Annotated in this window: 14 protein-coding genes; 8 read left to right on the top strand and 6 right to left on the bottom strand. The window is 33.3% G+C overall.

Going from position 1 to position 13,855, the window contains the following annotated elements:
- Positions 1-11 precede the first annotated feature (11 nt).
- From KAOT1_RS09385 to KAOT1_RS09370, 4 genes are all read right to left on the bottom strand, one after another.
- On the bottom strand, positions 12-1,811 hold the full coding sequence (locus KAOT1_RS09385; RefSeq protein WP_007094550.1) for a tetratricopeptide repeat-containing sensor histidine kinase: 1,800 nt from the start codon (positions 1,809-1,811) through the stop codon (positions 12-14).
- Position 1,812: 1 nt separating this feature from the next.
- Positions 1,813-2,235 carry a hypothetical protein gene (locus KAOT1_RS09380; protein ID WP_007094549.1) on the bottom strand — a complete coding sequence of 141 codons (423 nt, stop codon included), beginning with the start codon at positions 2,233-2,235 and terminating at the stop codon, positions 1,813-1,815.
- Positions 2,236-2,238: 3 nt separating this feature from the next.
- Complete coding sequence (locus KAOT1_RS09375) at positions 2,239-3,225, bottom strand: trypsin-like serine protease (RefSeq protein ID WP_007094548.1); 987 nt, start codon at positions 3,223-3,225, stop codon at positions 2,239-2,241.
- A 103-nt stretch (positions 3,226-3,328) separates the two neighbouring features.
- On the bottom strand, positions 3,329-3,943 hold the full coding sequence (locus KAOT1_RS09370) for a response regulator (protein WP_007094547.1): 615 nt from the start codon (positions 3,941-3,943) through the stop codon (positions 3,329-3,331).
- 498 nt (positions 3,944-4,441) lie between these two features.
- Here KAOT1_RS09370 and KAOT1_RS09360 point away from each other — a divergent pair, with 498 nt between their 5' ends.
- From KAOT1_RS09360 to KAOT1_RS09335, 6 genes are all read left to right on the top strand, one after another.
- Positions 4,442-4,831, top strand: a complete 390-nt coding sequence (locus KAOT1_RS09360) for a pyrophosphohydrolase domain-containing protein (protein ID WP_007094545.1) — start codon at positions 4,442-4,444, stop codon at positions 4,829-4,831.
- Between the two features lie 149 nt (positions 4,832-4,980).
- Positions 4,981-5,994 carry a N(4)-(beta-N-acetylglucosaminyl)-L-asparaginase gene (locus KAOT1_RS09355; RefSeq protein ID WP_007094544.1) on the top strand — a complete coding sequence of 338 codons (1,014 nt, stop codon included), beginning with the start codon at positions 4,981-4,983 and terminating at the stop codon, positions 5,992-5,994.
- Positions 5,995-6,118: 124 nt separating this feature from the next.
- Positions 6,119-7,441, top strand: coding sequence for a sugar MFS transporter (locus tag KAOT1_RS09350; RefSeq protein WP_007094542.1), 1,323 nt, complete (start codon positions 6,119-6,121; stop codon positions 7,439-7,441).
- 73 nt (positions 7,442-7,514) lie between these two features.
- A complete protein-coding gene (gene ligA, locus KAOT1_RS09345) occupies positions 7,515-9,512 on the top strand; it encodes an NAD-dependent DNA ligase LigA (RefSeq protein ID WP_007094541.1) in 1,998 nt (665 codons plus the stop codon).
- A complete protein-coding gene (locus KAOT1_RS09340) occupies positions 9,513-10,214 on the top strand; it encodes a hypothetical protein (protein ID WP_007094540.1) in 702 nt (233 codons plus the stop codon). It begins immediately after the preceding gene.
- Positions 10,211-10,900, top strand: a complete 690-nt coding sequence (locus tag KAOT1_RS09335) for a hypothetical protein (RefSeq protein ID WP_007094539.1) — start codon at positions 10,211-10,213, stop codon at positions 10,898-10,900. Before KAOT1_RS09340 ends, KAOT1_RS09335 begins: the two co-directional genes overlap by 4 nt.
- A gap of 9 nt (positions 10,901-10,909) precedes the next feature.
- Here the strand turns inward: KAOT1_RS09335 and KAOT1_RS09330 are convergent, their stop codons facing one another.
- A complete protein-coding gene (locus KAOT1_RS09330) occupies positions 10,910-11,308 on the bottom strand; it encodes a DoxX family membrane protein (protein ID WP_007094538.1) in 399 nt (132 codons plus the stop codon).
- 117 nt (positions 11,309-11,425) lie between these two features.
- On the opposite strand from KAOT1_RS09330, the gene KAOT1_RS09325 reads away from it, so the two are divergent.
- Positions 11,426-12,127 (top strand): hypothetical protein, encoded by a 702-nt coding sequence (locus KAOT1_RS09325; RefSeq protein ID WP_040559443.1) that lies wholly within the window; start codon positions 11,426-11,428, stop codon positions 12,125-12,127.
- A gap of 39 nt (positions 12,128-12,166) precedes the next feature.
- Positions 12,167-12,838: a hypothetical protein gene (locus KAOT1_RS09320; RefSeq protein WP_007094536.1), complete on the top strand. Its 672-nt coding sequence runs from the start codon at positions 12,167-12,169 to the stop codon at positions 12,836-12,838.
- A gap of 53 nt (positions 12,839-12,891) precedes the next feature.
- On the opposite strand, the gene KAOT1_RS09315 is transcribed toward KAOT1_RS09320, so the two are convergent.
- Positions 12,892-13,809, bottom strand: coding sequence for a bifunctional metallophosphatase/5'-nucleotidase (locus KAOT1_RS09315; protein WP_007094535.1), 918 nt, complete (start codon positions 13,807-13,809; stop codon positions 12,892-12,894).
- Between the last annotated feature and the right edge of the window lie 46 nt (positions 13,810-13,855).

Here is a 13,855-nt window from a genome sequence, read left to right as displayed (position 1 = left end):
GATTGCTAAGTTTATACTGTAAGTGGAATGTCAATTAAAATGGTCGTTCCTTTCCCGATGGTGCTATCAATAGCGAATGTACCTTCTAGGTGTATGATGCGTTTTTTGATGTTTTCCAATCCGATTCCTGTTTCCTTAACTTCTTTTATGATTGTAGTGTCAAAGCCTTTTCCATTGTCTTCTACGATGATGTTGAGGTTTTTTTCGTATTGCGTTAATTGAATGGTTGCTTTGGTGGCTTCTGCATGTTTGATAATGTTGGCAATAAGTTCCTGAATCATTCGGAATAGGGATAATTCTAATGAATTTTCAAGTCGGTTTTCAAGTCCGTGTGCGATGACTTCAATATCGAGTTTGTTGGCACTTTTTATCTTTGAAGTCATGTTGTTAATCGCAACCAATAATCCTTGATTGGCAATAACACCTGCATTTTTGATGTGCGAAATGTTTCGTATTTTTTCATAAGCCTCGCCAAGTAATGTTTTTGTTTTATTGAGCGCATTTGGACTGTTTTTTGAACCAATATTTTCCAAATGTAGATTAATGGTTGCCATCAATGCGCCAAGATCATCGTGTAAATCTTCTGCGATACGTTTTCGTTCTTTTTCCTGACCTTCAATCATTGCGTCAATACTAGCTAGTTCTTGCTCTTGCAATAAGTTTTCTACTTTCTGTGCTTCTAGGTCTTTGGCTTGTTCGGCTAGGAGTTGTTTTTTTCGGGTGTTTTTTTGGAGTAGATATGCGGAGATGATGACGAGGGTTAGGATTGACAGAGATATAATTAACAGACTATTTGTTTGTTTGTTTTCTGCTTCAATGATAATATTAAGCTTTTCTAAGCGATCCCTTTCATCTGTCAATTCTTCAGTTTTATATTTATTATTTGTTTCGTTGATCGCAATATTTTGGGCGATATCATTGATACTATCTTTTAGTTCAATAGACTTGTTTAAATACAAAGCTGCATTTTCATAATCTTTAAGATTATTGTATGCTTCTGCCATATTATCGTAGAAGATTACTTTTGTTTTTGCATTATATTTTTTTAATGTAATGGAGTCTGCTTTTTTATAAAAGTCAATTGCTTTTTTATAATCTTTTTTTAATTCATAAGATTTGGCCTGATTATTATAATTGTATGAAATGTAATCAGTGTTCGAATGTCTTACAAAAGTTGGTAATGATTTTTTAAAATAATATAGAGATGAATCAGCATTATTTTTAACTGAGTAATAAAGTGTCCCAATATTCATTTCAATAGCTGCTATTCTGAAAGTATCTTTTATTAGTTTTAACTGCTCAAGAGTTTTGTCAAAATACAATTTAGAATTACTAAAATCTTTCTTACCCATATAATCTACAGCAATTCTTGAATAAGCCTTTGCAAGCATTAATGTATCTTTCTTAGATTTCGCATAGTTAAAATATTTATCTAAATAAGGTTTCGAATCAATATCCAAATTATTTTGATGACTCAATAGAATATGTATTTCATAATTGGTATCAGCAGCATTATTAATACTATCTAATTCTTGAAATAATTCTTCTGCTCTCAGTAAATTTTGAAAACCTTTATCATGATTATCATCTGACCTATGATTTAAGCCATTATAAAAATACCAAAGTCCTCTATCATATTTATCCAAAACAGTAGTGTCAATACTTTTTAGATAACTCTTTGATTCATCTAAATCTAATTTTGAGATTGAATTTCGAAGTATGTCTAAAGATGTATTCTGAGAAACGCAAAAACCAACAATTAGAAAAATTGCTGGTAAAATAAGTTTTTTTGTATGCAAGAGTAGTTTCATATCATATACTCACTATTATTGCTCCGTCTTTTGTTTCGGGTTGACCATCAAAAATACTATAATGACATTTTTTAAAGTTTGCTATATTAGTGTAAAATATAGCGGTAACGAAAATAAAAGAACCTTTATCTAAAATATATTCTTTATCAATTTTTACCGAATTGGAATGTGTATGAGGCAATTTTTTTTGTTCAAAGTGTAATTCTAACACATGAGCTTTTATACCTGATTCGATATGCTCATAACATGTATTAGCATGTTTTAATTCATACCATTGATCATTCGGATTATCTACGTTTAAATCAATTTTGGTTAATTTACTAGCATTATCTAATTCAACATTACCCGTAACTAAAAACTTTTTTTCTCCTTCAAAAAGAGTAACTCTATTTGTTGTATTTGATTTAATTCTTTCAATTTTCATAATTTAAGATCTTATGATTAGACTTTTATTTGTATAAATAGCTTTAAACTTTATCTCTGGCATTTTAATAATTTTCTTTTTCCCTTTGTCTCCGTATTCATATTTAGGCAGTATATTACTTGATAATAAACTATGTAAATGATTACAAATTGAAAATTTTTTATTATCACCGGCACAGACAATACCTATAATTTCATTTTTCTTATTAAGAACTATTGATCCTGAATCCCCTGATACAGATAACTTACCTGTCATTATTTGATTCTTAAAAATTCTTTCCTCGTTACCAACCTTAACATATGCATTTTTAGAGTAAATTGTATTCTTATCAAATCCACTTTTAAACCCTTCAATTTTAACAGAATCACCTATTCTTATATCTTTATACTTTTTTACAGTATCAATTTTTCTCTCCTTTATTATTTGCTTTTTAGAAATAATCTTCGATAGAGCAATGTCATAATATTCATTATTAAGTCCCCAAAAAAGTTCAGCAATCTTTTCATCACTTTTATTATCTATACCTGCTCCAAGATCTCCACTACTCTGCATCATTACGTGCCAATTAGAGAGTATGAAATCTCCTTTATGATTTTCTAATTCTACAATAGCTCCAATTGTACCTTTAGCTTGACTAGCATTTGTCATCGAAATCTCTTGACCTGAAGCTATTTCATTTTGAAAATAAAATGGTAATGACCGCACAAAATTTATACCCTTAAAAGAATTAATATCTTTTCTTAAGAATCTAGATTTTTTTCTTTTAATAGGTAATTTAAGCTCGAAAGGAATCTTCTCCAAAATTGATTTTCTTTGCTTAAGTATTAAATTAACATCTTTTTCAAATTTTTTATCAACTCCAATTTCCATTGAGTAATCATTAGCAACATTATTGTCATCTTTAACTACAGCTACATAATGTACACCTGGCATCTCAATAAAAAAATCGCCATATTGTTCTAATTGTATGTTGGCCAAATCTTCAGTCATAAATATCATTTTAATTAATTACAATACAAACATCCCAAATTCCCAACCACCAAAACATCCCCACATATAGGTATTTTCAAATTATTCGAATCCAAAACCAACCCTAAAAAGCATACTTCTGCTCAATAGCATAACCCAACAACTCATTAGCGCCTTGCAATTGTAACTTCTGAATCATGTTTTTGCGGTGTGTGTCTATGGTAGATTTCGAAATAAAAAGTAACTCCGCAATTTCTTTAGAAGTCTTTCGCTGTGCAATGAGTGCCAAAATTTCCTTTTCGCGTCGCGATAAAATAGATTCAGAACTATTTTTAGAAATCTGCCCAATATTCAATTTGGCATCATAGTACGTTTTGTGCTCCGAAAGTGCGTAAATGGCTTCCAAGACGACTTTTAAAGGCGAATTTTTCAAAATATAACCCGTCGCGCCTGCATCCAACATTTGCTGTACAGCTCTATCTTGATCGTACATCGTAAACGCCAATATATTAATATGTGGAAACTCTTTTTTTATGTGATTCGTAGCTACAATCCCATCCATTTTGGGCATTCGGATATCGCAAATCACGACTTTGGGTTGTTTTCGGCGAACAATTTTTAAAAGCGATTCGCCATCATTGGCATGTCCGACAATTTGAATATCTTCTTCGTACTCCAAATACGAAAGCATGCCATCAATCAATGCCTGATGGTCTTCTGCAATAGCGACTGTAATCATATCTTAGGGTTCTAAAAATTACAAACAAACTATATGCACTCCAAATATAAATGACGATTTGGGAATCCTATTGCAGCAAAAAACTGCAATAAATGTGTTTATATTATGGTAATGGTTAGTAAGTTTTCCTACAATTTACAAAAAATGCAGCATAGAAAACAAACTAAATTTAAGATACAATGAATTTTTTAATCACAACGATGGTGATAATAAAGAGGATGAAAACCAGAAGAATACGCAAACTTCCCTTATAATAACGCTTGTGTAGTTGTAAGTCTTTGCGATACGCATAAATCATAATTGCAACAAAAATAATTACAAAAAAAGCAGCAAAAATTATTTGACCTGAACTGAACATAACACATATTTTATTTTAACAAAATTACGAATTAAACAGCAAAGGTTGTTAATAAAAGTTTCAAAATAAAATAGTAAACATTCTAAAATGCGCTAAATAATCAAGTATATTTCGACTATAATTTTAAAAATAAGTACGATTTGAAAAGAAGAATAGAAGCCGTTACAGAATTCCATGAAGCATTTGGTTTGGGAATAAAAAATACACCAACCGCCAATATTGGAGAAGCAAGAAACCTACTTCGTTTTAATCTTATGAAAGAAGAAAATGAAGAATACTTTGAAGCAGCTCAAAATAATGATTTGGTAGAAGTTGCCGATGCTCTGGGTGATATGTTATACATTCTCTGCGGAACGATCATAGAACACGGAATGCAAGAGAAAATCATTGAAGTCTTCGAAGAAATTCAGCGCAGCAATATGAGCAAATTAGGGGAAGATGGGAAACCTATTTATCGAGAAGATGGAAAAGTACTCAAAGGACCTAACTATTTCAAACCAAACATTGCAGCAATTCTAGCTGAAAAATAAAATCATAAGTTTGTAAACGACTTCTAAAAAAAGCGCCCAAAAAACATACATTCTATAGTATCAAAAGAAGTCAAAATACGATTGACTGTTTTTCATTTTAATCATTTAATTTGAAACTTGTGAAAAGCAGCAAATAAAATCACTCACAGATGAAAAGAAGAAAATTTATTCAAAACGCTGCTTTAACAGGATTAGGACTCACCGTTGGAACGGCTTTGACTGCTTGCGCGGATGATGGCAAATCTAAAGAAAAAGCTGTAGCAACAACGACCAATTCAGATGCAAAACCAATCATTCCGATGGTAATTGCTACGTGGAATGTACCAAACGCAACCAAAAAAGCTTGGGACGTTTTGCAAGAAGGAAAATCTTCATTAGATGCCGTAGAACAAGGTGTAATGGTTGAAGAAGCAGACGTAAACAATCAATCTGTGGGAAAAGGTGGTTTGCCAGACAGAGATGGAAATGTAACACTCGATGCGTGCATAATGAACAAAGAAGGAGATTACGGTGCGGTTGTTTGTATTGAAAATATAAAACATCCAATATCTGTAGCAAGAAAAGTCATGGAAGATACGCCACATGTACTTTTAGCTGGAAATGGCGCGAAGCAATTTGCAATAAAAAGTGGTTTCAAACCAGAAAACTTACTCACAGAAGCTTCCAAAAAAGCTTGGGAGAAGTGGAAAGTTGAAGCCAAATACAAGCCGATCATCAATGTAGAAAACCATGATACGATTGGAATGTTGGCAATAGACAAAAACGGAGACATTTCGGGCGCATGTACCACAAGCGGATTGTCTTACAAAATGCAAGGGCGCGTGGGCGATTCGGCAATCATAGGTTCAGGATTATTCATAGACAATGAAATTGGAGGTGCAACCGCAACAGGAATGGGTGAAGAAGTTTTAAAAACCGTAGGAAGTTTTCTCATTGTAGAACTCATGCGACAAGGAAAATCGCCACAAGAAGCCTGTGAAGAAGCTGTAAAACGTGTCATCAAAAAAAGTCCGAATTACAAAGACTTTCAAGTGGGTTATATTGCAGTCAATAAAAAAGGAGAAACGGGCGCGTATTGTATCCACGAATGGTTCAATTACACTATTTATCAAAATGACGAAAACAAAAATCACAAGTCTAATTATTACAATAAAACCAAATAGTATTCATCTTAAAATTGGTAATGAGTTTATGAGTATATAAGTTGAAAAGTTTATAAGTTTAAACACCAAACACCAAACACCAAACACCAAACACCAAACACCAAACACCAAACACCAACAAAACATGTCAACCAACAAATCCTATAAAAGCGCCTTTATATTTCTAACTACGTTATTCTTCCTTTGGGGATTTATCACGGTTTTAGTCGATAGCTTAGTGCCAAGATTAAAAGATGTATTTGAAATGTCCTATGCCAAAACAGTATTGGTACAATTTGCCTTTTTTACAGCGTTCTTTTTCGTTTCTGTACCCGCAGGTTTCATCCTGTCAAAAATTGGTTACAAAAAAGGAATCATCTTAGGTTTGGTCATTATGTCAATTGGTTGTTTGCTATTCTATACAGCCGCAGAATACAGAACATTTTCAGTCTTCCTAATTGGGTATTTTACGCTCGCAGGCGGAATCACCGTATTGCAAGTTGCCGCCAATCCATATGTAGCTTTGTTAGGAAGTGAAGAAGGCGCCAGTAGCCGATTAAACCTATCGCAAGCATTCAACTCATTAGGAACCACAATTGCACCTGTAGTTGGAGCTTTATACTTATTGAGTGATTCTGTGAAAAATTCAAAAGAAATAGAATTACTAAGTGAAGCAGATAAAAAAGCATACTACATTGCAGAAGCATCAACGGTACAAACGCCATTCTTACTAATCGCAGGATTTATTGCGTTGTTGGCAGTAGTTTTCTTCTTTATTAAATTACCAACCATCATGGAAACCAGTCCAAAAGGCGGTTATTTGAAACTTCTAAAAAACAAAATGATGCTTCTCGGTGCGTTGGGGATTTTCGTATATGTTGGAGCCGAGGTTTCCATAGGAAGTTTTATGGTAAATTATTTTGATAACATGAATTTGGGAGCTGTCGTAGCAGGAAACGAAACGATGATGAGTATTGCCAATACGATTGCAGATGTATTCGGGAAAGATTTTGACGGAAAAGACCCAAAATCACTACTTGGAGTATTTATTATTTTCTATTGGGGCGGCGCAATGATTGGTCGTTTTGTAGGTGCATATCTCACTAAAATTATGTCGCCAGCAAAAGTATTAAGCATCTTTGCGATACTTGCTATTTCTATGATTGCAATATCAATTACGACAACAGGATTAATTTCGATGTGGTCCATTTTGGCAGTCGGATTGTTCAATTCAATCATGTTTCCAACCATATTTACACTAAGTTTAGAAGGTTTGGGCGAGTTAAAAGCACAAGCTTCTGGCTTATTATGTATGGCAATCGTCGGTGGAGCAATCATTCCATTTATCATTGGAGCTTTAATTGATAATGTAGGTTTCAAACTCGCTTTTGTACTTGCAATGGTTTGTTACGCATACATCATGTTTTATGGCTTTTCGAAGCGAAAAGGTGCTGTAGTTGCAGGATAATCTGGCGTAAAATTATGGTTGTCAACCTGTAGTTTGTTATATTTGTTTAGATACTTCACAATATTTAGACTACATGAGAAACATTCAAGAAAAGTTGACCGCTTTGCGCGATGAATTACGCGAACACAATTACAATTATTACGTATTAGATAATGCTACGATTTCTGACTATGAGTTTGATATGAAACTCAAAGAATTGCAGGAATTAGAAGCGAAACATCCCGAATTTCACGATCCGAATTCGCCAACGTTACGCGTAGGCGGACAAATCACGAAGAATTTCAATACCATTGCACACGAATATCGTATGTATTCGTTGGACAATTCGTATTCGAAAGAAGATTTATTGGATTGGGAAAAGCGTATTGAAAAGATTCTCGGTGTTTCAACGGTAGAATATACGTGCGAACTCAAGTACGATGGCGCTTCTATGAATTTAACATACGAAAATGGAAAACTCATCAAAGCAGTCACACGTGGCGATGGTTTTCAAGGAGATGAAGTGACCAACAATATCAAAACGATCAAAACGGTTCCGTTGCAACTAAAAGGTGATTATCCTCCAAAATTTGACATTCGTGGTGAGATCATTCTTCCGCTTGACGGATTTAAAAAAATGAACGAGGAACGTGTCGCAAATGGCGAAGATCCGTACATGAATCCACGAAATACAGCTTCAGGAAGTTTAAAATTACAAGATAGTAGTGAAGTTGCCAAACGTCCGTTAGAATGTTTACTATACAATATAAAAGGCGAACGATTGCCAATTGCTACACAGTTTGAAAGTTTGGAAAAAGCGCGTGAATGGGGTTTTAAAGTGCCAACTGTAGCCAAAGTAGCTAAAAATGTTGATGAAATCTTACAGTTTGTAAATTATTGGGAAGCCAATCGTCACGAATTAAAATATGAAATTGATGGTGTAGTTATTAAAGTAAATAATTTGCAATATCAGGAAGAACTAGGCTATACTTCAAAAGCGCCGCGTTGGGCAATGGCATATAAATTTAAAGCGGAACAAGTTGCTACGGTTTTAAATGAAATTACTTACCAAGTTGGTAGAACTGGAGCTATTACTCCTGTGGCAAATTTACAGCCTGTTTTATTGGCAGGAACAACTGTAAAGCGCGCATCCTTGCATAATGCAGATCAAATTGCTAAATTAGACATAAGAGAACGCGATACGGTGTTTGTAGAAAAAGGTGGAGAAATTATCCCTAAAATCGTTGGAGTCAACTTTGATTTGCGTCCAGAAGATTCTACAGAAACGGTATACGCAACCGAATGCCCCGAATGCCATACACCATTAGAACGTAAAGAAGGAGAAGCACAACATTACTGTCCGAATGTTGCAGGTTGTACACCACAAATTGTGGGTAGAATTCAACATTATATTTCGCGAAAAGCAATGGATATTGAAGGCTTAGGCGGCGAAACAGTCGCTTTGTTAGTGCAAGAAGGATTGATTACCAATTATGCTGATTTATACGAATTGACCACAGCACAGGTAATTCCGCTAGAGCGAATGGCAGAAAAAAGTGCTGAAAACTTAATCAACGGAATTGAAGCTTCAAAAAAGATTCCATTTGAGCGTGTTTTGTACGCTTTAGGAATTAGGTATGTAGGAGAAACAGTTGCTAAAAAATTGGCAAAACATTACAAATCTATCGATGCACTTATGAACGCTTCGTCGAATGATTTAGTTAACGTCGACGAAATAGGAGTGAAGATCGCCGAAAGTGTAGCGCAGTTTTTTGCGGAAGATGTTAATTTGCAAATGATTGAACGATTAAAGAAGTTTGGTGTGCAATTGGAATTTTCAGCAGAACAACTGGAAGGACTCACGGAAACATTACTCGGAAAGTCGTTTGTAGTCTCTGGAGTATTTGAAAAAGTATCGAGAAACGAATTAAAAAAACTCATAGAAAATAATGGAGGAAAAGTATCTTCTTCCATATCCTCTAAAACATCGTTTGTAGTTGCAGGTGACAAAATGGGACCTAGCAAACGTGAAAAAGCGGAGAAATTAAACATACCAATAATAACCGAAGATGAGTTTTTGAATATGATATAGATGAATTTAACGAAACCAACACATATAGCTTTTATCATTGCTGGAATTGTCACGATACTCGTAGCTATATTTTTGGAAAAGTTTTATTTAATATATGCGCAACCTTTTACGGTAGTAACAATCTTAATTATTTATTTTACGGAAAAGAAAGATCCGACAAGTGTATTGTACATTCTTTCGCAATGCATTGGTTTGGCTGGCGGCGTATTGCTTATACTTGGCATGCGCGATCATCTAAAAGCCGTTTCAGTGCTATTTTCATTATTCTACATCATTTATTTACGATTGATGTATGTGCGAAACAAGATGAAAAAAGCAGAACTAAAAACATACCTTTATGTAGCTCTGATGTCTATTCCTTTATTGTACATGTATTACAACCTTATTGATACAGTTTCTGAAGAACTAAAAAATGTCGTTATTTACTTTAGTTTTCTTATGTTTTTCATGCTGAGTTATATTATCACAGCTTTGTATTACTACGTTAAAGACAAAACGCCGTCAAATCTTTGGATGCTTATCGCAGCTGTAAACCTAGGGTTTATGAACATTATAATTGGTTTGAATGAACTCTACATGTATCAAACCATTTTTACAGTTATTGTAGTATTTTGTAGCTTATGTATACAAGTTTTTGTATTAAAGTTTATGCTGAATAAAGATGAAGAAGATACTGATTTATTTAATTCAATAAACGAATGAAATATACAAAGCCAACATATCTAGCATTTTTTATCACGGCTTTTGTTGCGCTCATCATTGCTTTGTTTTTTGATAAACTAGACTTGCTGTATATATATCCTTTTTGTTTCATTACAATAGCTATCATTTACATACAAGAAAAAAAAGAATCATTAAACTTTCTATTTCCACTAGCGTTAATTGTCGGACTTGCAGGTGGCGTCTTAATCATTATAGGGCTTGGGCAATGTGTCCCAGAAGTTTCTGTCTGTATTTCATTATTTTATCTTTTGTATATCCGATTGATGTATATCAAAAACGAAAAACAAAAAACAACGGTACGAACTTACATCATCTTGCTATTTATTCTGTTACCTATTTTATATGTGTATGATCGTGTGATGTGTTTGGTATATGATGAAATTCGGGAAGACTTTATCTACTTTGCTGTAATGGTTGTGTTAATGTTAACATATATAATGTTTGCACTTTATTATTACATTCGCAACAAAAATCAGGCTAATTTGTGGATGCTGATCGCTGCTGTGAATTTAGCTATTATGAATATCATTATAACAATTAATGAATTGTATGTTTACGAAAGAATGTTTACAGTATTGGCTGTTTTTTGTAGCAACCTGATGTTGTTTTTCTCGCTAAAATTTATGTTGGAAGATGAAAAAAACACCTTAAACGATTTCTCTTGATTGATTCCGTTATTGAAACTTCTTTCCTATAATTGGAATATTTTTTCGTTGCAACCAAAGTGTGATTGCGCTCAATATAAAAACTACAATTGCAGTAACAAACAATACACCACCATCACTTTTTCCTCCGTGAACAACCTCAATTCCTAATTGCGTCAAATGCATCATAATGGCACCACCAATAATTCCTAAAGTCAAAATTGCGCCAATCCAAGCTGTTCTTGGAATCAAAATTAGAATTCCTGCAATTAGCTCTGCAATGCCAATTCCGATGCGCCCGACAGGTTCGAGACCGACTTTTTCAAAAATATAGACACTTTCTTCTGCTCCTGTAAGCTTAAATCGTAAGGTTTGAATTAAAATAATAGCAATTGCAAGGCGAATAATAAATGGAATATATTTTTTCATGTTGTTGGTTTTTAGTTGCATAGGTAGTCGGAAGAAAAAAATATAGCTTACAAAACACTTTTAAAGGGAGTTTTTAATAAATATTTTGTAACTTAAATAAGACTAATTGCTTAACGAATGTCTAAACGTAAACTCCTAACATATCTTTATTTTTTCCTGACACTCATTGATGCTTTAGGAGTTATTTATCCGCTTATAATTCAAAGAAAATACACTACATTTTTACCAATACCAACATTGTTAATACTATATTTTTATTCGGTAAAAAAGGTAAACACATTATATGTTTTTTCAATGTTGGCTACATTTTTAGGAATCATTTTTCTCAATATCAAAGGATACTTTAATATCGCATTAATTTTCTATGCAATTGGCGTTTTTCTGTATGTTGTTATTAGTTTAAAGACAGCAGAAGTCATTCCTATAAAAACCATCATCATTGCTACAATTCCTTTTCTCATTGTATATCTCGTTCCGCTTATTTTATATTCAGATGCAGTACAAATAGAAGTATTTAATTTCATCATGATTTATGTATTTTGTGTCGGATTGTTCTTTTTTATTACAACACTTGTTTACATCAACAAACCAAATAAAATAAATTTGTGGTTACTTAGTTCAGGAGTTGTTTTCTTAATCTCTACGATCATTCACGGATACAATCTCTTTTTTAAATTCTTAATAACCATCAGAGTTGGCGTGGTTATTACCTTCTTGTTTATGCATTACGCGATGTATAAATATATTGTACTAAAAGCAATAGAAAATGATAGGGAGATTCCTTCTCAAAAGCAGCAGACAAGTAGGCTTGTAAAATGATAGGATTTCTTTTTAGAAATAATTTACTTTGTGACGTTAATGAAAAAAAATCTACGACTCCTTACCATTTTATTGATCTGCGTTGCAGGCGTTGACATACTATGGCTATTTTTTCCAGATTACATATTTAGAAAATACACCATCATTCTCACAATTCCTATTCTAATACTTTTTTACTTCTTGTATGTTGAGGTGAAAAATATTTTATACCTATTAGCATTAGTTGTTTTTATGCTTGCCGATTATTTCTTTTTTATACAAGGAAAACTCGCTAACGGAATTGCGAGTAGTGGAGTAGCGTTGGCAATTTATGGTATTATTGTACTCAAGCAGTCGCATTACATATCAACAAGAAGATTGCTTGTCAATACTGTTCCTTTTTTAGCGATTTACACGCTACCATTTATATTTTTTGTGGATAAAATAGATGATGCCATTTTCGGCGAAGTAATCTTCTATTCGTTTGCTATCGGATATTTTTCATTCATGTCGATCATGACGTATTTCAGCAGAAAAAACAAAGTAACACAAAAACTAATCTTAGCAGGACTTTCTACGGCTTTTATGGGAATTGTATTTGGAATGTATCTCTTTGTGGATAGAAAACCAGTATACACAGTTGTATCAAACTTACTGTTTATTTATTCTCACTATAAAATGTGGCAATACATCATCATCAAAGATTCCATTGATGAAACTGTGAAAATTTAAAAAGGTAAATAGTTCAAATTTCTACCAAAAACCCAACACCCAACACCTAAAATCTACACAATAATCGATTTCCCATTGGCAATGACATTCTTTTCGCTATCAAAGTAAAAATCAACTCTACCAACGTAAATTCCGTAGGCACCAACTTGATTCACCATGACAGATTCTCCAACAATATTCTTTTCAATCGTAGGTTTCTGTAAAAACGTATGTGTATGTCCACCAATAATCAAATCAATATTCTTGGTTTTTCGTGCTAAAATCAAATCGGAAGGTCGCTCAGGATTTTTTCTATAATTATACCCAATATGTGACAGGCAAATGACCAAATCGCACTTTTCTTCTTCTTTCAAAATACGACTCATATCTTGTGCAGATTCAATAGGATCATTATAAACCGTTTCTTTGTACATGCGTTTATCTACCAAACCTTCAAGTTTTACACCAAGTCCAAAAATTCCAATTTTAATTCCATCTTTCACAAAAATCTTATACGGTTTTACATGTGTATCTAAAACGGTATTCTTAAAATCATAATTAGCAGACACAAAATCAAAATTAGCATTTGGTAACTGTGCGTACAATCCGTTAATTCCATTGTCAAAATCGTGGTTTCCAATGGTTGCCAAATCATACTTCATCATGCTCATAATTTTAAACTCCAATTCGCCACCATAATAATTAAAATACGGCGTTCCTTGAAAAATATCACCTGCATCTAGCAATAATGTATTTGGATTTTCCTTTCGAATCTTTGCTACCAAACTCGCTCTACGTGCTGCGCCACCTTGATTTGGATTTCGCGGATGATTCGCATCAAAAGGATCAATATGACTGTGTACATCATTGGTGTGTAAAATGGTAATATGTTTCTTAGCAGTATTTGCCGTAAAACTCTGTAAAGACAAACCTCCCAAAGTTACAAAGGCACTTGTTGCTAACGACTGTTGTATAAAATCTTTTCTTTTCATCTCTTTGTTTGTGTTTTCTGAATTAAGTCAGATAGAATTTGCCAAT

The sequence above is a fragment of the Kordia algicida OT-1 genome, from assembly GCF_000154725.1.
GTDB classification, from domain to species: domain Bacteria; phylum Bacteroidota; class Bacteroidia; order Flavobacteriales; family Flavobacteriaceae; genus Kordia; species Kordia algicida.
This window is presented reverse-complemented; position numbering and strand designations above follow the sequence as displayed.